The following is a 17690-nucleotide window of genomic DNA, read 5'->3' on the forward strand; positions in this document are numbered from 1 at the left end:
TCTTGAGTTCAGCGTGGTGAGCGCCCTTCGTGGAGCAACGGGTACCCGCAATACGTCCGCCCTCCCGGGTTCGACTCGGTGGGATAAGCCTGTGGTTCGTCGTCGAGGTGATCCAGCGCGCGGTAGCGCGGACCGTGATCAGTGCCGTCCCCGCAGCAGGGACCGAAATGCCAGAAACTGCTGAAGGTGTTCCCGTGACGCTGCTACGTACGCGTCCTCGAGCGGTTTTATACCGCGCAAGTCGACCACAGACAGGGGAATATTCATGTCGGCATCGGTGGTCGTGGCCGGCGCGAGCCACGCGTCGTGACAGGCCGACCCGGCGACCCGGCGAAGCTCATTAACTAGGTCGGCGTATGCGCTGCCGACCTGCTCAGACTCAGCAGTTGTCCACGCGAGGTAGTAGGACAGCTTCGCTTGGACGCCGGACATCGCCTCGGCGAGACGAACCCGTTCGGCTTCAGGCTCGTCGTGGCGCCGGCGGCGAATCGAGTACGGGAACTCCTTATAGGCAGCGGCGGCCTCGAACGCCTCGGCGAAGACGCCCCGCACTCGGGCACGTTCTTCTTCCAGACTCTTGCGCCGAGCCAAGACGGTGTTCACGATGGCGCCGATGACGGCGGCTAAGACGGCGCCGGTCAACAGCAGTCCCAGCACCCCGCTTCCTTCGGTGCCTACCGTTGTCGCGGCCGGGACCCCCGTCGTCGTTGAGGTCGAAGCCGTGGTGGTGGGCCAGGGCGTCGCGGTCACAGTGTGTCTCCCTTCGTGCGGTCGGGTCGTGCCTAGTCCAGTCGAGCTTGGCCTGGGCTGGGAGAGTGCGGAGCTTCGTCCCCGACCCACTGCCCGCTCTCGCGCCACCACGCCTCCTTGAGCAGGTGCGTCTGCACCATGCCGAACAGGCGCAGCAGTCCGTCGTCGGGGACCCAGCGACGTCCCGATGGGTCCGAGGGCAACCAGACGCACAGGCGTGTGCCACCACGACCGTCGAACCGGTGCGGGGACTCAGTCGGCCCGTCTGCGTACACCTCGGGGTGACTGGCGAAGCGGCGGTCGAACTCGGCGGTCACGACGCGCGACGGGTAGCCGGGCACGGCCACCGTGGCGGTGTACACGTGCACCCACGAACGGCCGGCGCGGCGACGCCGAACGCGCAGGTCGGGGTAGGCGGCACGCAGCTCGGCCTCCACCCGAGACCGGGTGGGGTAGTCCTGCAGCCACGACTGCGGGTGTCGCGGTCGAGGCGGGCGACCCCTCAGCGGGATGTCCCGAACGACCGGGGGTTCTTCAACTCGAGCCCCGTGCTTGCACTGAGAACCCCGCCCGTGGTGACCGACAGCGGTGCGGCGCTCTTCAGTGCGGCCAAGGCGCGGGCCTTGGTGACCCCGCTCCGGTCGCCGGCCACGAACTCCGGCCACAGGGAAGCGAGCTGCTGACGCACCCAGGTCTCGTTCTCGTCGTGGGCCAGCGCCGCCTCCAAACGAGACGCGGCAGTGTCGAACCGGTCAGCAGCCGCGTACCGGTCGGCGCACTTGATCGGTGCTGACACCCCTGCCGGATCCGGGGTGAGCCGAGCCCGCAAGTCAACCGCACCATCGCGCCACAGCCGCACCAAGGCCTGCGGGACTCCGGCGCCGGGGGCCACGAACATCAGGGCGAGAGCCTCAATGTTGAACGAGCACAGCAGCGGTTCCGGGACGCGCTTGTTCTCGGCCTTGGCCAGGCGGATGGCCCGCGCTCGGGTGACGCGCAGGCTCTTGGGCTCCCCCGTCAGGAGGCTGGTGTGCCCCTCGGGGTGAGAGGCGTTCCACTCGTTGGTCTCGGTGTTCGGAATCCACAAACCCTGGGCGCTGACCCGGTCCAAGCCGACGACAAGGTCGACCGTTGGGTCCTGCCCGCTGGCCAGCGGCTCGTGAAACTCCAGCAGGATGGCACGCTTCGTCGTCGTGACCTCCACCTTGGGGTAGCTGCGTCCGACCTCGTTCTGGATGTGGAACCGCAACTCCTCCACGATCTCGTTCGGTCCCTCATCCGAGGCGGAGTCCGGCCCCAGCCACGGGTAGACACGACGGTCGAGGACGACACCGCAGTCGGCATCCAGCCCCTTGTCCCGAAGATGGATAGGGCAGTTCGCAGTTCCGTGCGCCAAGGAGCCGGAGGCGAACGTGCGGCGACCTCCGTTGAAGCTCAGCGCTGCGCCGCGGACCGCTTCGCGGCGAGCCCGGGCCTCGTCCAGCGAGGCCTGGTCCGGTGCCAGCTGGGCACGGACGTCGTCCAAGAGCTGTGCGGTGAAACCCATCGGGTGTCCTCATCTCTACACGTGGGCGGAATGGTGCCGCCTCCACGCTGAGACGCCATACCCCGGCGTAGCCACCCCGGAGAGAGATGAACTACAACCATGTGATAAGGGTACTCCGCCCCACCGACAGACCCCCCGCGTCTCCACCGGCCCGCCCCGTTCAGGCATCTGGGATGGCCGCGCCCTGGCCCCGAAGGTCACTAGTCCGCGGCGCGTCAAAGCTTCCACCTCACGTTGTTGCCAGGGGCGCGACCGTGTAGTCGTCGTCTCGGCGAATCGGCCGTCCCCTTGACCGCGCATGACGCGGGTACGAACGTCCGCTCATGCCGCGACCCGCTCCTGAGTCAGAGGTGCGTCCAACCACGCGGGTGCGGCGCCTCCGACGGCCGCTCATAGGGCCTGAATCGTGCATCCTGTCGTGAGCCACTTCACGGCGGCCAAGCTTTCGAGGCGTGAGGCCCGTCAAACCTGCTGGCCGACGGGTTCGGTCAGCCGCGCGCGTCGGGGATGAGCGTGCGGCCGTCGAGGCGGCGGGTCATGGTGATGTTGTCGCGGTCGTCACCGTCGCCGACCCGGATGCCGCCGAGGATGCGCCCGGACTCGCGGTAGCCGCAGGCCTCGTAGAACGCCGTCGTGCCCATGCCGCTGCGGACGCCGAGGGTGAGGATCTCGATGTCGGCCTCGCGGGCCACCCGGTGCGTGCCGGCCATGAGGAGGCGGCCGAGGTTCTGTCCGCGGCGCTCGGGCTCGGTCATGACGGTGTAGACCCAGCGCTCGTGCGCCTGGAGCCGCCCGCCGGCATCCGCGAGGAACGCGAGCCCGAGCAGCCTGCCGTCCGCAGCGGAACGCTGGACGACGGCGACACGAGAGCCCTCGGCCATCCGCTCCTCCGAGGCGTTCAGCGCCGCCTCGACCCGCGCACGCGGCGCACCCGGCAGGAAGCCCACGGCCCCGCCCGCCTCGTTGGTGCGCACCCACAGGTCGAGCACCTCCTCATGGGTCCCGGCGTCGAAGGTCGTCGCAGCCTCGATGCTTGGCGCCTCGAAGACGGTCGACGGCGGCTCGTCGGGCAGGTCGTCGTGGAGCACGCGGGTGCCGGCGCGCTCGAGACCGGTCCCCAGGGCGGTGGCGACCGACGGCGTGTTGACCTCCTTGACGAGGGCCCGGACGGGCAGCCGCGGCAGCCACTCGACCGCGTGGGCCACCGACGCCCGCGACATCTCGCGACCCAGGCCGCGTCCGAGGCTGTCGTGGGTGAGCCGGTAGTAGAGGTTGAGGAAAGCGTCCTCGATGACCTTGAGCCCGCAGACCCCGACGACGTCACCGGTCCCCCGGTCCTGTGCCAGCCAGAAGCCGAACCCGTGCTCGTCCCAGTGCGCGAGCGTGCGGTCGAGGAAGTCCGCGGCGTCGTCGTCGCTCTGCGACATCGCGTGTGGGGCGTGCCAGTAGGTGCGCGGATCGCGGTGCAGCCGCACCCACGCGTCACGGTCGCCCGACGTCGGCGGGCGCAGGGTCAGGCGGGAGGTCTCGACGACCGACGGGGACGGCATACGAGCATCCTATTGCGAAGGATTCGCAACAAGACCTCAGACCCCGTATGCCGCGAGCTCGGCCGCGAGGTCGGCGTTGACGCGCGCCGTGACGCGGGTGCCCTCGCTCACGTGGTCGCTCGCGAGGATCTCGCCCTCGTCGTGGATCCGGCTCAGGAGATCGCCCCGGCCGTAGGGCAGGAGGACGTCGACGTCGATGTCGGGCTGCGGCAGCTCGTCGGCGATGAGGGCGCGCAGGGCGTCGAGCCCTTGGCCGGTACGGGCCGAGACGGCGACGGCGTGCTTCTCGTGGCGCAGGATGCGGTCGACGACCTCGGGATCGGCGATGTCGGCCTTGTTGACGACGATGACCTCGAGGACGTCGGTCGCGTCGACGTCGGCGAGGACGGCGCGGACCGCGGAGATCTGGCCCTCGGGGTCGGGGTGCGAGCCGTCGACGACGTGGAGCAGGAGGTCGGAGTCAGCCACCTCCTCGAGCGTCGAGCGGAAGGCCTCGACGAGCTGGTGCGGCAGCTGGCGGACGAACCCGACCGTGTCGGTGAAGGTGAACTCGCGCCCGTCCGGTGTCTCGCTGCGGCGCACCGTCGGGTCGAGGGTCGCGAAGAGCTGGTTCTGGACGAGCACGCCGGCACCGGTGAGCCGGTTGAGGATCGAGGACTTGCCGGCGTTGGTGTAGCCGGCGATGGCGACGCTCGGGATGCCGTTGGCCCGGCGGCTGCCGCGCTTGGTGTCGCGGTGGGTCTTCATGCCGGCGATGTCGCGCTTGAGCTTGGCAATGCGGCTGTTGATGCGTCGGCGGTCGAGCTCGATCTTGGTCTCACCCGGGCCACGCGAGCCCATGCCCTGGCCGCCGGCCGCCTGGCCACCAGCCTGCCGCGACATCGACTCACCCCAGCCGCGCAGGCGCGGCAGGAGGTACTGGAGCTGGGCCAGCTCGACCTGGGCCTTGCCCTCACGGCTCTTGGCGTGCTGGGCGAAGATGTCGAGGATGAGGGCGGTGCGGTCGATGACCTTGACCTTGACAACGTCCTCGAGGGCACGTCGCTGCGAAGGAGCGAGCTCGGTGTCGCAGATGACGGTGTCGGCGCCCTCGCTGATGACGATGTCGCGCAGCTCCTCGGCCTTGCCCTTGCCGAGGTAGGTCGCGGTGTCGGGCTTCTGCCGCCGCTGGATGAGGCCCTCGAGGACGTGTGCGCCCGCGGTCTCGGCGAGGGCGGCGAGCTCGCGCAGCGAGTTCTCGGCGTCGACGAGCGAACCCTCGGACCAGACGCTCGCGAGGACGACTCGTTCGAGGCGGAGCTGGCGGTACTCGACCTCGGTGACGTCCTCGAGCTCCGTCGAGAGGCCCGCGACGCGGCGCAGGGCCGCGCGCTCCTCGCGCTCGAGCTGGTCACCGTCGTACAGAGCGGAGGGGCGGTCGGTGTCGTCCTCGCCCTCGAGAAGGAAGCCGTCGTCGTCGTAGGCCTCGTCGGAGAGGGCCTCGGCCTGGCCGGAGAAGATGTCGTGTCGTGCAGTCATGTTCCCTCTAGGGTCTCACCTATGACCGACTCGGGGCGAACGGATTCGCGCGAGCACTACTTCACGGCTCGGCCGGCCACCGCCGACGAACGCCGTCCGCTCGACGTCACGCTGGCCGGCCGGCGGGTGCGGGTGGAGGTCGCACCGGGCATCTTCAGCCCCGGCGGGCTCGACAAAGGCACCGCCGTGCTCCTCGAGGAGGTGCCCGACCCCCCGCCCTCCGGCCGGTTCGTCGACCTCGGGTGCGGCTGGGGCCCGATCGCCCTCACCCTCGGCCTGCTGTCGGAGCACGCCGAGATCGTCGGCGTCGACGTCAACGAGCGCAGCGTCGAGCTCACCAACCGCAACGCGAGCGCCCTCGGGCTCGACCATGTGCGCGCGGTGACGCCGGACGCGGTCGCGGACGAGACGGCATACGACCTCATCTGGTCGAACCCGCCGATCCGCATCGGCAAGACCGCCCTCCACGAGCTGCTCCGGACGTGGCTTCCGCGCCTCACGCCGGAGGGCGTCGCCTACCTCGTGGTCCAGAAGAACCTCGGCTCGGACAGCCTCCAGCGCTGGGTCGAGTCCGATCTGCGTATGCCGTGCACCCGCCATGCGTCGAGCAAGGGCTTCCGCGTCCTCGAGGTCCGCCACCCCTGACGTGATGCGGAGCGGGGCACCGCGTCGGACGACCGACGCGGTGCCCCGCTCCCCTGCTCAGCGCGTCACTGAGGGTCGACGACCATGGCCGACCCGCCGCCCCGACGCACCGGCTCGGCCGCGGCCGTCCAGAGCGACGGTGACAGGCTGCGGATCGCCGTGGCGTTGCCGATGACCGGCCGCGAGCGCAGGACGTGTCCCTTGGCGCGCAGCTCGTCACCGATGGCCGTCGCGAAGATCGCCGTCTCCGCCTCCTCGGTGCCGTTGCGCGAGGACAGGCGCGGGGCAGCCACGGCGTCGTCGACGGGCAGCCCGCGGTCGACGACCCCGGCGATGACCTGGGCGACGGTCGTGATGATCGTTGCCCCTCCGGGGCTGCCCGCGGTGAGGAACGGCTTGCCGTCATCGAGCACGATCGTGGGGCTCATCGAGCTGCGCGGCCGCTTGCCGGGGCCGGGCAGGTTGGGGTCGGGCACGCCCTTCATCGTCGGGGCGAAGTTGAAGTCGGTGAGCTCGTTGTTGAGCAGGAACCCCCAGCCGGGCACGACGATGCCGGAGCCGCCGTACTGCTCGATCGTCAGCGTGTAGGTGACGACGTCGCCCCACCTGTCGGCCACGGTGAGCGAGGTCGTCGACTGACCGTCCTTGGGCAGCCGCGTGGTGCCCGCCGGTGCGCACGTGTCGTCGTAGTCGCCGTCGGGAGTGCCGAACGGGACGGGGCGCTTGAGCGCGGTGTCGTCGCTGAAGAGGCAGGAGCGCTCGTCGGCGAACGCCTGGGAGGTGAGCTCGGCGGTCGGCACCCCCGGCACGTCCCCGACCCAGCGATTGCGGTCGGCGAAGGCCAGCGCCGACGCCTCGCTGAACCAGTGGAGGTACTCCGCCTCGCTGAGGTCGCCCACCGTGCGGCCGGTGCGCTCCTCGAACGACTCGAGGAGGTTGAGGATCTGCGAGACGGCGATGCCGCCGCTGCTCGGGGTGTCCATGCCGTAGACGTCGAGGCCGCGGTGTTCACTGTGCGTCGGGGCCTTGTGGTTGACCCGGTAGGCGGCGAGGTCGGCCGCGGTCATCTGTCCCTTGGGGACGGTGACCCCCGGCGCGGTCGTGGGGTTCTGCACCTCGCGCACGAGGTCCTGTCCCATGCGGCCGGTGTGCAGCGACGCGATCCCGTGTGTGCGCAGCTCGCGGTAGGCCCTGGCGAGGTCGGGGTTGCGTTGGACGCCCCCGACGGGAACCGGCTGACCGCCCGGCAGGTAGATCGCGGCCGTCGCAGGGAACATCGAGAACCGCTCGGCGTTGTCGAGCGTGTCCTGGCGGAAGGTCGCGTCGACGACGAAGCCCTTGCGGGCGATCTCCTCGGCGGGCTTGAGGACCTGGTTGAGGGTCATCGAGCCGTGGGTGCGCAGGGCCGCGTCCCACGTCGCCGGGGTGCCGGGGACACCCACCGAGAGGCCGGAGTTGACGACGGTCATGAAGTCCATCGGCGTGCCGTCGGGGCGGAGGAAGACCTTCTCGTCGAAGGACGCCGGCGCCGTCTCGCGCCCGTCGATCGTCGTGACCTTGCGGGTCTGTGCGTCGTAATGGACGAAGAAGCCGCCGCCACCGATGCCCGACGAGTAGGGCTCGACGGCGGCGACGGCGGCTGCCGTTGCGACCGCGGCATCGGCGGCGGTGCCGCCCTTCTCGAGGATGTCGATGCCGACCTGCGAGGCGACGGGGTCGACCGAGGCGACCGCGCCGCCGCCGCCGGTCATGACCGGGACCTTGGGGAGCTCGTGCCCCACCGGTGGTGGACCGGTGCGACCCGGTGGCGCCTGTGGTGCGGCGGTGGCCGGGAGCGCGAGTGCTGCCGCCACTCCGCTGGCCGTGACGAGGGCGAGGACCGTTGCGGGAGTTCTCATGTCCTCGACGCTAGAAGTGACTCGCTGGTACCGCATGTCGAGCAGCGGGCCGGGGCGTCAGAGGGCGGAGAGGTCGACCTCACCGTCGGCGACGAGGGCGGCGGGTCCGGCGAGCTCCACCTGGTGGCCCGGCAGGGCGCGCACGCGCAGCCGGCCACCCGGGACGTCGACGGTCCAGTCGCGGGTGGGCTCGGGGTCCCCCGCCCAGAAGCTCGTCGCCAAGGCGGCGGCGCACACACCGGTGCCGCACGAGCGGGTCTCCCCCACGCCTCGCTCGTGGACGCGCATCGTGATGTGGGCCGGTCCGACGAGCCGCACGAACTCGACGTTGGTGCCGTGCGGCGGCACCGGCCGCACCTCGGGGACATGGAGCAGGTCGAGGCCGTCGAGGTCGACGCCCTCGGGCAGCGCGACGACCGTGTGCGGGTTGCCCATGTCGACCGACAGGGCGGACCACGGGTCGCCGTGCCCGGCGACGTGGACCAGGGCGTCGAACCCGTCCGCGCGCGCCCGGTCCTCGTCCGCCAGGCGCCACGGGCCCATGTGGGTCGCAACGAGGTCGCCCTCGAAGCGGATGCCCTTGATGCCGGCACGGGTGGCGATCTCGAACTCATCGGCGGTCTCGATGCCCTCGCGCCGGAGGAACGTCGCGAAGACGCGGGTGCCGTTGCCGCACATCTCGGCGACCGAGCCGTCGGCGTTGCGGTAGTCCATGAACCAGGGCGCGCGGTCAGCCAGCGCCCGCACCGACTCCTCGTCCGCCGAGGCCGTCGGGACGACGCGGATGACCCCGTCGCCGCCGATGCCTGCGTGACGGTCGGCCAGGCGCCTCGTGAGGTCGGCGTCGAGGTCGAGGCGCGCGTCGACGTCGGCGAGCACGACGAAGTCGTTCTCGGTCCCGTGCCCCTTGGTGAAGCGCAGGCTGCGCGAGTCGGCTGGCATGTCAGCCATTGTCCGCGACGGCGCGGCGGACGTGGGCGAGGGCCTCGTCGAGCGCGCCCTCGGCAGTGGGGTCGAACCACGTCGTGCGCGGGTCGGGCCGGAACCACGACTCCTGCCGCCGTGCGTAGCGCCGGGACAGCCGCGCCGTCTCCGCCCTCGCCTCCTCGGTGCTCATGACCTCGTCGATCTCGGCAAGGGCCTGCGCGTAGCCGAGGGCGTGCGACGCCGTGCGTCCCTCCCGTATGCCATGGGGCAGCAGCTCGCGAACCTCGTCGACGAGGCCGTCCTCCCACATCCAGTCGACCCGCGTGTCGATGCGCTCGTCGAGCACTTCGCGCGGCGGGAGCAGCCCGACGGTCACCGTCGGGTGCAGGCTGCGTCGCTCCGGCATCGAGGCGCTGAAGGGGCGACCGGTGATCTCGACGACCTCGAGCGCCCGGATGACCCGCCGCACGTTGCGTGGCTCGATCGACTGTGCCGCAACGGGATCGCGCTCGGTGAGGAGCGCGAACATCACCTCGGCGCCGAGGTCGTCCGCCTGCTCCTCGAGCCGGGCGCGCACCGCCGGGTCGGTCGGCGGGATGTCGAGGTGGTCGAGGGCTGCCCGGACATAGAGACCCGAGCCGCCCGCCACGATCGGGTGCAGTCCACGAGCCCGGATGTCGTCGATGTCGGCCCGCGCCTCGACCTGGTAGCGCGCGACCGACGCCTCGTCGGTGACGTCGAGCACGTCGACCTGGTGGTGCGGGATGCCGCGACGCTCGGCCGGGGAGAGCTTGGCGGTGCCGATGTCCATGCCGCGGTAGAGCTGCATGGCGTCGGCGCCGACGACCTCGCCGCCGATCACCTCGGCGACGCGCAGGGCCAGCTCGGACTTCCCGCTGGCGGTCGGGCCGACGACCGCGACGACGAGCGGACCGTCAGCGGGCAAGCTCGTCCTCGGTCGCCTCCGTGTGCCCGCCCTCGGGGACGGTGCCGAAGTCCTCGGACTCCTCGTCGACGTCGTCGTGCCCGAAGGGGTCGCGGTCGGTGCCGGGCATCCACGTCTGGCCGGGCGTGCCCCAGCCCTGCGACTTCACGGCCTTCTTGGCCTTGCGCGCCCACTTGCCCTGCAGCCGGTCGACGTAGAGGAAGCCGTTGAGGTGGTCGTACTCGTGCTGGAACATCCGCGCGAACCAGCCAGTCGCGGAGTAGGAGATCTCGTTGCCGTCGAGGTCGAGACCCGTGAGGGTCGCGGTCTCCCCGCGGCGCAGCGGGAACGACTCCCCCGGCACCGAGAGGCAGCCCTCGGACTCGTCGTGCGGGTCGGGGTCGCCGACCGGCGGCTTGCTCGAGGTGACGAAGGGGTTGATGACGACGCCACGAGCCGGAATGCCGTCACGGTTGTCCATCTGCCAGGTGAAGATCCGCAGCCCGACACCCACCTGGGGAGCCGCGAGGCCGACTCCGCGGGCGGCGTCCATCGTCTCGAACATGTCGGCCACGAGCTCGCGGATGCCGTCGTCGATGACCTCGACGGGCTCGGCCCGGCGGTGGAGCACCGGCTCGCCGGTGATGGTGATGGGACGGATCGTCATGCGGGGATTCTCTCAGATCGCCCGAGATGCCCTGCGCCTCCCGGGTCCACCGGACGACGGCTGCGGCACAGTGGGAAGGGTCCTGAAGTCCCACACGAAGGAGCGAACCATGAGCATGTTCGACAAGGCGAAGGACCTGGCCGGGGAGCACAGCGACAAGATCGAGGAGCACAGCGACCGCGGCCTGGACCAGGCCGGCGAGTTCGCCGAGGGCAAGGGAGTCGGCGCCGAGCACGTGGACTCCGGGCGCGACCTCCTCGACGACCGCATCGGCGACTCCGGCCAGGCCGGCGAGGCCGGGACGGCCGAGCAGTCCTGAGCGACGCCAGGAGGGCCCGACCACGTCCGCGCGGTCGGGCCCTCCTGCTGCGTGCGTCCGAGGGGCGTCCGAACGGTTCGTATGCCGGTCAGACGCCGCAGGATGGAGCGCTCACCGGAGCGGTGGCCGGCTTCCCGATCGACGGCATACCGAGGCTCACGGCCGGCTTGCCCGGGACGGGGGCGTCCTGGAGCGCCTCCCAGGCGTCGCCACCGGAGGTGCGGCGGACGGCATACGTGCCGCCGTTAAGGGCGCCGTCTGCGACGAGGTGATGCGGGGCGCCGTAGGTGACGTCAACGCTCACCATGTCGCCGGGACGGGGGCGCTCGCCACCCTCGGGGACGGTGAAGTGGACGAGGCGGTTGTCACGGGCGCGACCGCTCATCCGCGAGGTCTCGCGGTCCTTGCGGCCCTCGAAGGGCGCGACGAGGACCTCGACGGTGCGCCCCTGGATGGCGCGGTTCTCGGCCCACGACACCTCGTCCTGGAGGGCGACGAGCCGCTCGAAGCGCTCCTGGACGACGGCCTTGGGAACCTGGTCGTCCATGGTCGCGGCGGGGGTACCGGGACGGATGGAGTACTGGAAGGTGAAGGCGCTCGAGAAGCGCGACTGCTCGACGACGCGGAGGGTCTCGGCGAAGTCCTCCTCGGTCTCGCCGGGGAAGCCGACGATGAGGTCGGTCGTGATCGCAGCGTCGGGGATCTGCTCGCGCACGCGGTCGAGGATGCCGAGGAACTTCGCGCTGCGGTAGGAGCGGCGCATGTCCTTGAGCACCTTGTCGGAGCCGGACTGCAGCGGCATGTGCAGGCTCGGCATGACGTTGTGCGTCTCGGCCATCGCGGTGATGACGTCGTCGGTGAACGCGGCCGGGTGCGGGCTCGTGAAGCGGACGCGCTCGAGGCCGTCGATCTCGCCGCAGGCACGCAGCAGCTTGCCGAATGCGAGGCGGTCGCCGAACTCGACGCCGTAGGTGTTGACGTTCTGGCCGAGCAGGGTGATCTCGACGACGCCCTGGTCGACGAGCGCCTGGATCTCGGCGAGGACGTCGCCGGGCCGGCGGTCGGTCTCCTTGCCGCGCAGGCTCGGCACGATGCAGAACGTGCACGTGTTGTTGCAGCCGACCGAGATCGACACCCACGCGGCATACGCGGAGTCGCGTCGCGTCGGCAGGTTCGAGGGGAAGGTCTCGAGCGACTCGAGGATCTCGACCTCGGCGCGCTTGTTGTGACGGGCACGGTCGAGCAGGGCCGGGAGCGAGCCGATGTTGTGGGTGCCGAAGACGACGTCGACCCACGGGGCGCGCTGGACGATGCTCGCGCGGTCCTTCTGGGCCATGCAGCCGCCGACGGCGATCTGCATGTCGGGGTTGCGGGTCTTGGCCGGGCGCAGCTGGCCGAGGTTGCCGTAGAGCTTGTTGTCGGCGTTCTCGCGCACGGCGCACGTGTTGAAGACGACGACGTCGGCGGTGTCGGGGCGCTCGGTCGCGGGCACGCTCGCGAGGTCGACGTAGCCCGCCGTCTCGAGCAGCCCGGCGAGCCGCTCGGAGTCGTGGACGTTCATCTGGCAGCCGTGGGTGCGCACGTCGTAGGTCTTGAGGTCAGTCATCGCACCGACAAGGGTACGTGCTGCTCAGCCGTCCACTCCCCACAGCGCAGCGACGTGGCGGACATCGGTGCCACAGCAGCCACCCACCACGTCGAGGTTCGGGAGCCGGGCGGCGAGGCGCTCGTGCTCGGCCACGAGATCGGGGATGTCGCCCTCGTCGAGCTCCTCGGCGGCGTCGAGCTCGGCGTGGGACTGGCGCGAGGCGTTGACCCGCAGCCCGGTCACGCTGCTCGTCCACGAGTCATCGCCCTCGAGCGCGCGGGCGATGTGGCCCGGGTGGGCGCAGTTGACGAGCAGCCCGTCGGGCGCGGCCTGCTCGTTGAGCTCGGCGACCGCTTGGGCCAGCGGCGTCCCGTCGGGCAGGCGACCGTCGGTCTCGACGGTGAACGACACCGCGACGCCGATGCCGTGCGCCCGGGCGGCCCGGACGACGCCGACTGCCTCGGCGACCGTCGTCAGGGTCAGCGCCGTCACTTGAGAGGCTCCGCTCTCGGCGAAGGTCGACACCTGGGCCGAGTGGTAGTCGGCGAACTCGTCCGCGGTGGTTTCCTGTCCGGGGACGTAGCCGTCGCCGCGAGGGCCCACCGTCCCGCACACTCGGAACCCGCTTGGCCCGTCCCCGTCGGGCGTCAGGGCGCCGGCGGCCGTGAGCGACTCCCCCAGGGCTGCGAGAAGCACGACGCTCTCGAGGTTGACCCGCCGGACGTCGTCCGGGCTCCCGCCCACGGCGGCGACCCAGTCCGGGTTGGCCCGCCACGTCGGCGTCTCGAGGAGGAGCCCGGCCCCGGCCCGGCGCGCCACCTCGGCATAGCCGGAGTAGTAGTCGGTGAGCAACGCACGGCCGTCCCCGGAGTCGAGGAGCGGGTACGCAGCGAAGTGGGACAGCTCGACCCCGTGGTGGAAGATCAGGTCCGTCTCGAGGCCTCCGTCGGTGACCCAACGCGGACCGGTGCCTGCAATGACGGCCCCGCGCGAGGGCCCCGACTCCATGTGCGCGCTCATGTCCCGGGCCGCCTTTCTCGTGGCTGCCCTCCAGAGTGCTCCCGTCCGAGCCGTTGGCGCATGACCTTCACGACATCCAATACTTGACACGACAACTTTCATCTGTCATCGTTTAGTTGAACCAACAACCACTTACTCGAAGGACGCGCATCATGGGCCTCTTCTCCCGCTCCCCCAAGACCACGACCACGACCGCCGCCGCCCAGCCGGCCCCGGCCTCGAGCTCGGCCTACGTCTCCGACATCGCCGGCGACTACGTCCTCGACCCGAGCCACTCGCGCCTCGGCTTCTCGGCCCGCCACGCGATGGTCACCAAGGTCCGCGGCAGCTTCGAGGAGTTCGAGGGCACCGCCCACGTCGACACCGTCAACCCGGCTGCCTCCTCGGTCACCGTCACCATCGCTGCCGCCTCGGTCACGACCGGCAACGAGCAGCGCGACGGCCACCTCAAGACCCCCGACTTCTTCGACGTCGAGAACCACCCGTCGATCACCTTCGTGTCGTCGAAGGTCGCCCGCCAGGGCGCCGTCTGGAGCATCACCGGCGACCTCACGATCAACGGCCGGAGCAACCCGGTCACCATCGACTTCGAGGAGACCGGCTCGGCCAAGGACCCCTACGGCAACACCCGCATCGGCTTCGAGGGTGCGACGACGATCGACCGCGGCGACTGGGGCCTGGCCTTCAACGCCGCCCTCGAGACCGGCGGCGTCCTCGTGAGCGAGAAGGTCACGCTCGAGTTCGACATCTCGGCCATCGCCCAGGTGCCGGCCGCCGTCTGACGACGCGCAGCAACCGCCGAAGGGGCGGGGACCACCACGGTCCCCGCCCCTTCGTCGTCCCTCGGATCAGTCGCGCCGGTGCTCGTCGGCCGTGGCGATCGCCTCACGGATGACCCGCATCGACACCTCCGACGGGTAGCCCTTGCGCGCGAGCATCCCTGCGAGACGGCGCATCTGGACGGTGGCGTCGAGGCCGTGCAGGCGACGCAGGCGCTTCTCGACGAGCTCGCGGGCCCGCTCCTCCTCGACAGCCGGGTCGACGTCGTCGAGCACCGTCTCGGCGACCTCGTCACTCACGCCCTTCTGGCGCAGGGTCTGGGCAAGCGCGCGGCGGGCCAGCCCGCGCCCGGCCTGCTGGGAGCGGACGAGCATCCCGGCATAGGCCTCGTCGTCGACCAGGCCGACCTCCTCCATGCGGTCGAGCACGGTTGCGGCGACGTCGGGGTCGCAGCCCTTCCTCGCCAGGGCCTGTTCGAGCTGCGAGCGCGACTTCGGCGCGTTGGTGAGCTGGCGCAGGACGATCTGGCGCGCGACGTCATGGGCGTCGGGCTCGACGCCCTCGACCGCCGGGTCGGGTGGCGGCGGCGCCGACCGTCGCCCTCCCTGCCGGCGCGCCCGACCTCGATCGGCAGGCGTCGACGCGTGCTCGTCGAGCGCGGCCCTCAGCGCGTCGACGGGCTGCGGACCTTCATGCGCGCCGGGTGCGACCTTCTGCCCGCCGGGCGAGACCGACTCGGTGGACGGGGCGTCCGCTGCCCACTCGGGAGACGGGGTCGTCCCCGCCGCCCACGAGGGCGGCGGGGACGACGAGGACCAGGAGTCCGGGGACGGCATACGAGGTCTGGTCCGGCTCAGAAGTCGACCGGAACCTCGGGAACGACCTCGAGGGGCTTGTCGACCTGGGGACCGATGCCGAGCTTCTCCTTGATCTTCTTCTCGAGCTCGTCGGAGAGGTCGGGGTTGTCCTTGAGGAAGTTGCGGGCGTTCTCCTTGCCCTGGCCGAGCTGGTCGCCGTCGTAGGTGTACCAGGCGCCGGCCTTGCGGACGAAGCCCTGCTCGACGCCCATGTCGATGAGGCCGCCCTCGCGGGAGATGCCCTGTCCGTAGAGGATGTCGAACTCGGCCTGCTTGAACGGCGGCGAGACCTTGTTCTTGACGACCTTGACGCGGGTGCGGTTGCCGACGGGGTCGGTGCCGTCCTTGAGCGTCTCGATGCGGCGGACGTCGAGGCGGACCGAGGCGTAGAACTTGAGCGCCTTGCCACCGGTCGTCGTCTCCGGCGAGCCGAACATGACGCCGATCTTCTCGCGGAGCTGGTTGATGAAGATCGCGGTCGTGCCGGTGTTGTTGAGCGCACCGGTGATCTTGCGCAGGGCCTGGCTCATGAGGCGGGCCTGGAGACCGACGTGGCTGTCACCCATCTCGCCCTCGATCTCGGCGCGGGGCACGAGCGCGGCGACGGAGTCGATGACGATGATGTCGAGGGCGCCGGAGCGGATGAGCATGTCGGCGATCTCGAGCGCCTGCTCACCGGTGTCGGGCTGGGAGACGAGCAGGTTGTCGGTGTCGACGCCGAGCTTCGCGGCGTACTCCGGGTCGAGGGCGTGCTCGGCGTCGATGAACGCCGCGATGCCACCGGCCCGCTGCGCGTTGGCCACCGCGTGGAGGGCGACGGTCGTCTTGCCCGAGCTCTCGGGGCCGTAGACCTCGACGACACGGCCGCGGGGCAGCCCGCCGATGCCGAGGGCGACGTCGAGGGCGATCGACCCGGTGGGGATGACCTCGATGGGCGGGCGCACGTCGTCGCCGAGGCGCATGACCGCACCCTTGCCGTGCTGCTTCTCGATCTGCCCGAGGACCACTCCCAGGGACTTCTCGCGGTCGTTCGTGACGGCTGCTGCAGCCATGTCGCACCTGCTCTTCCTGTGTCGTTCGATGTGCGCGCCCGCCGGCGACCTCTGTCCGCGGTCGGTCTCGTCGCGATCTCGGGTCAGACGCTAGGTCTCCGCACCGACAGCCGTCCGCAGCTGCCGTGAGCCTGTGGACAGGTGCTGGGGGTTCGGCGACCTGTGGACAACAGTAGACGAACACGTGTTCGACGGCGGGAGCGACACGACGACACGCCGCGAACCTCCCGACGTCGCTCAGCCGGCCCGTCCCTCGCGCCGCATCGGCACGTGCGGCATGCCGTCCTCGTCCTCGAAGACCGGACCCGACGGGACGAAGCCGAACCCGGCATACCAGCCCTCGAGGTAGGTCTGCGCGTCGAGGACGACCGGCTCGCTCCCCCACCGGTCCAGCACCTCGCGCATGAGTCGACCGGCGAGCCCGCGCCCGCGGTGGCCGGCGTCGGTCGCCACCCGGCCGACCCGCCACGCCTCGCCGTCGTCGAGCACCCGCAGCGTCGCGACGGGAACGCCGTCCTCGTCGGCGCACCACAGGTGCCACGTCCCCGCCTCCGTGTCCCGGCCGTCGAGGTCGAGGTAGAGCGCCTCCTGCTCGATGACGAAGACCCGCGAGCGCAGCGCCCACAACCGGTAGGCCACGAGGGGGTCGAGGTCGGCGAAGCGCTGGACGCACAGGTCGGTCGGCGGTCGGTCCACGGAGCCACCCTAGGCAACTGGCAGACTCCTCCGCCGTGACGATTCATGCGGCAGCGGACGGCTCGGCCCTCGGCAACCCCGGACCCGCCGGCTGGGCCTGGTACGTCGACGCGGAGCACTGGGCAGCCGGCGGCTGGCCGCACGGCACGAACAACCAGGGCGAGCTCACGGCGGTCCTCGACCTGCTCCAGCAGACGGCGGGCACCGACGAGGACCTCGTCATCCTGTGCGACAGCAAGTACGTCATCAACTCCGTCACCCAGTGGATGGCCGGCTGGAAGCGCAAGGGCTGGAAGAAGGGCGACGGCAAGCCGGTCCTCAACGTCGAGATCATGAAGGCGCTCGACGAGGCGATGACCGGCCGCTGGGACCGTGTCCGGTTCGAGTGGGTCAAGGGCCACTCCGGCCACGCGCTCAACGAGGAGGCGGACCGGCTCGCGAACAGTGCGGCGACGGCATACCAGAGGGGAGCCACGCCCGAGCCGGGTCCCGGCTGGGCCGGTCCCGGCGAGGCCCCCACCGCTCACCCCGCCCCCGCGGCGCCGGCGGTCGAAGCCGACGAGCCGGACCTCTTCTCCGCACTGGCGGACGACTCGACGCCGTCGGACGCCGAGCAGGTCATCGCGCTCGAGCGCTCGCTCCTCACCGACGAGGTCCGAGGCGACGCAGCCGCCGTCGCCGCCCTGCTCCACCCGCAGTGGTCCGAGGTCGGCCGCTCCGGTCGCCTCTGGACGCGCGAGGAGATCCTCGACGAGATCGGACCCCTCGATGAGGAGGCCTCCCTCGACGTCCTCTCCTGTATGCCGGCCGGTCCCGACGCGATGCTCCTCCTGTGGCGCTCGGTGACGAACTCGGGCTCGACGCTGCGCTCGTCGCTCTGGGTGCGCGAGCGCGGCCACTGGCAGCAGCTCTTCCACCAGGGCACCGCCGAGGCCTGAGCCCGCGAGCGGCT

16 protein-coding genes and 1 pseudogene are annotated in these 17690 nt (G+C 70.9%); 4 read left to right on the plus strand and 13 right to left on the minus strand.

The window, feature by feature from the left end; genetic code table 11:
- Positions 1-138 precede the first annotated feature (138 nt).
- The 4 genes from ACOJV7_RS00735 to hflX form a co-directional block, all read right to left on the minus strand.
- Positions 139-750 (minus strand): hypothetical protein, encoded by a 612-nt coding sequence (locus tag ACOJV7_RS00735; protein ID WP_420188238.1) that lies wholly within the window; start codon positions 748-750, stop codon positions 139-141.
- 502 nt (positions 751-1252) lie between these two features.
- On the minus strand, positions 1253-2296 hold the full coding sequence (locus ACOJV7_RS00740; RefSeq protein ID WP_420188239.1) for a nucleotidyltransferase family protein: 1044 nt from the start codon (positions 2294-2296) through the stop codon (positions 1253-1255).
- A gap of 488 nt (positions 2297-2784) precedes the next feature.
- Positions 2785-3846 (minus strand): GNAT family N-acetyltransferase, encoded by a 1062-nt coding sequence (locus ACOJV7_RS00745; RefSeq protein WP_420188240.1) that lies wholly within the window; start codon positions 3844-3846, stop codon positions 2785-2787.
- A 36-nt stretch (positions 3847-3882) separates the two neighbouring features.
- On the minus strand, positions 3883-5364 hold the full coding sequence (gene hflX / locus ACOJV7_RS00750) for a GTPase HflX (RefSeq protein WP_420188241.1): 1482 nt from the start codon (positions 5362-5364) through the stop codon (positions 3883-3885).
- Between the two features lie 21 nt (positions 5365-5385).
- Between hflX and ACOJV7_RS00755 the strand changes: the two genes are divergently transcribed.
- On the plus strand, positions 5386-6009 hold the full coding sequence (locus tag ACOJV7_RS00755) for a class I SAM-dependent methyltransferase (RefSeq protein ID WP_420188242.1): 624 nt from the start codon (positions 5386-5388) through the stop codon (positions 6007-6009).
- 65 nt (positions 6010-6074) lie between these two features.
- Here ACOJV7_RS00755 and ggt read toward each other — a convergent pair whose 3' ends face one another.
- Genes ggt through def form a run of 4 tightly spaced genes read right to left on the minus strand, consistent with a single transcriptional unit; the run spans position 6075 to position 10426 of the window.
- Positions 6075-7907 carry a gamma-glutamyltransferase gene (gene ggt / locus ACOJV7_RS00760; protein ID WP_420188243.1) on the minus strand — a complete coding sequence of 611 codons (1833 nt, stop codon included), beginning with the start codon at positions 7905-7907 and terminating at the stop codon, positions 6075-6077.
- A gap of 57 nt (positions 7908-7964) precedes the next feature.
- Positions 7965-8858 carry a diaminopimelate epimerase gene (gene dapF, locus ACOJV7_RS00765; RefSeq protein WP_420188244.1) on the minus strand — a complete coding sequence of 298 codons (894 nt, stop codon included), beginning with the start codon at positions 8856-8858 and terminating at the stop codon, positions 7965-7967.
- On the minus strand, positions 8851-9780 hold the full coding sequence (gene miaA, locus ACOJV7_RS00770) for a tRNA (adenosine(37)-N6)-dimethylallyltransferase MiaA (RefSeq protein WP_420188245.1): 930 nt from the start codon (positions 9778-9780) through the stop codon (positions 8851-8853). Before miaA ends, dapF begins: the two co-directional genes overlap by 8 nt.
- A complete protein-coding gene (gene def, locus ACOJV7_RS00775) occupies positions 9770-10426 on the minus strand; it encodes a peptide deformylase (RefSeq protein WP_420188246.1) in 657 nt (218 codons plus the stop codon). The genes miaA and def overlap by 11 nt, the downstream gene beginning before the upstream one ends.
- A 109-nt stretch (positions 10427-10535) precedes the next feature.
- Here def and ACOJV7_RS00780 point away from each other — a divergent pair, with 109 nt between their 5' ends.
- The gene (locus ACOJV7_RS00780) at positions 10536-10745 is read left to right on the plus strand and encodes an antitoxin (protein ID WP_420188247.1); all 210 of its coding nucleotides are present in this window, start codon (positions 10536-10538) and stop codon (positions 10743-10745) included.
- A gap of 88 nt (positions 10746-10833) precedes the next feature.
- Here the strand turns inward: ACOJV7_RS00780 and miaB are convergent, their stop codons facing one another.
- Together miaB and ACOJV7_RS00790 are read right to left on the minus strand one after the other, a co-directional pair.
- Entirely contained in the window at positions 10834-12351 is a 1518-nt protein-coding gene (gene miaB, locus ACOJV7_RS00785; protein WP_420188248.1) for a tRNA (N6-isopentenyl adenosine(37)-C2)-methylthiotransferase MiaB, read from the minus strand.
- Positions 12352-12375: 24 nt separating this feature from the next.
- Positions 12376-13353, minus strand: a complete 978-nt coding sequence (locus ACOJV7_RS00790) for a homocysteine S-methyltransferase family protein (protein WP_420188249.1) — start codon at positions 13351-13353, stop codon at positions 12376-12378.
- A 152-nt stretch (positions 13354-13505) separates the two neighbouring features.
- On the opposite strand from ACOJV7_RS00790, the gene ACOJV7_RS00795 reads away from it, so the two are divergent.
- Positions 13506-14135 (plus strand): YceI family protein, encoded by a 630-nt coding sequence (locus tag ACOJV7_RS00795; RefSeq protein WP_420188250.1) that lies wholly within the window; start codon positions 13506-13508, stop codon positions 14133-14135.
- Positions 14136-14201: 66 nt separating this feature from the next.
- On the opposite strand, the gene ACOJV7_RS00800 is transcribed toward ACOJV7_RS00795, so the two are convergent.
- From ACOJV7_RS00800 to ACOJV7_RS00810, 3 genes and pseudogenes are all read right to left on the minus strand, one after another.
- The gene (locus ACOJV7_RS00800) at positions 14202-14969 is read right to left on the minus strand and encodes a regulatory protein RecX (RefSeq protein WP_420188251.1); all 768 of its coding nucleotides are present in this window, start codon (positions 14967-14969) and stop codon (positions 14202-14204) included.
- A 74-nt stretch (positions 14970-15043) separates the two neighbouring features.
- A pseudogene (recA, locus tag ACOJV7_RS00805) lies at positions 15044-16042 on the minus strand (recombinase RecA); the annotation flags it as partial.
- A 237-nt stretch (positions 16043-16279) separates the two neighbouring features.
- Complete coding sequence (locus tag ACOJV7_RS00810; protein ID WP_420188252.1) at positions 16280-16738, minus strand: GNAT family N-acetyltransferase; 459 nt, start codon at positions 16736-16738, stop codon at positions 16280-16282.
- Between the two features lie 35 nt (positions 16739-16773).
- Here ACOJV7_RS00810 and ACOJV7_RS00815 point away from each other — a divergent pair, with 35 nt between their 5' ends.
- Entirely contained in the window at positions 16774-17676 is a 903-nt protein-coding gene (locus ACOJV7_RS00815) for an RNase H family protein (RefSeq protein ID WP_420188253.1), read from the plus strand.
- Positions 17677-17690: the final 14 nt, after the last annotated feature.

The sequence above is a fragment of the Knoellia tibetensis genome (assembly GCF_048606415.1).
In the GTDB taxonomy this organism is placed as follows: Bacteria; Actinomycetota; Actinomycetes; order Actinomycetales; family Dermatophilaceae; genus Knoellia; species Knoellia tibetensis.

Coding starts and splice junctions, on each gene's coding strand:
- miaB (WP_420188248.1), bottom strand. CDS start 12,351: ATGACTGACCTCAAGACCTACGACGTGCGCACCCACGGCTGCCAGATG.
- ACOJV7_RS00740 (WP_420188239.1), bottom strand. CDS start 2,296: ATGGGTTTCACCGCACAGCTCTTGGACGACGTCCGTGCCCAGCTGGCA.
- def (WP_420188246.1), bottom strand. CDS start 10,426: ATGACGATCCGTCCCATCACCATCACCGGCGAGCCGGTGCTCCACCGC.
- dapF (WP_420188244.1), bottom strand. CDS start 8,858: ATGGCTGACATGCCAGCCGACTCGCGCAGCCTGCGCTTCACCAAGGGG.
- ggt (WP_420188243.1), bottom strand. CDS start 7,907: ATGAGAACTCCCGCAACGGTCCTCGCCCTCGTCACGGCCAGCGGAGTG.
- ACOJV7_RS00780 (WP_420188247.1), top strand. CDS start 10,536: ATGAGCATGTTCGACAAGGCGAAGGACCTGGCCGGGGAGCACAGCGAC.
- ACOJV7_RS00790 (WP_420188249.1), bottom strand. CDS start 13,353: ATGAGCGCGCACATGGAGTCGGGGCCCTCGCGCGGGGCCGTCATTGCA.
- ACOJV7_RS00745 (WP_420188240.1), bottom strand. CDS start 3,846: ATGCCGTCCCCGTCGGTCGTCGAGACCTCCCGCCTGACCCTGCGCCCG.
- hflX (WP_420188241.1), bottom strand. CDS start 5,364: ATGACTGCACGACACGACATCTTCTCCGGCCAGGCCGAGGCCCTCTCC.
- ACOJV7_RS00800 (WP_420188251.1), bottom strand. CDS start 14,969: ATGCCGTCCCCGGACTCCTGGTCCTCGTCGTCCCCGCCGCCCTCGTGG.
- ACOJV7_RS00755 (WP_420188242.1), top strand. CDS start 5,386: ATGACCGACTCGGGGCGAACGGATTCGCGCGAGCACTACTTCACGGCT.
- ACOJV7_RS00795 (WP_420188250.1), top strand. CDS start 13,506: ATGGGCCTCTTCTCCCGCTCCCCCAAGACCACGACCACGACCGCCGCC.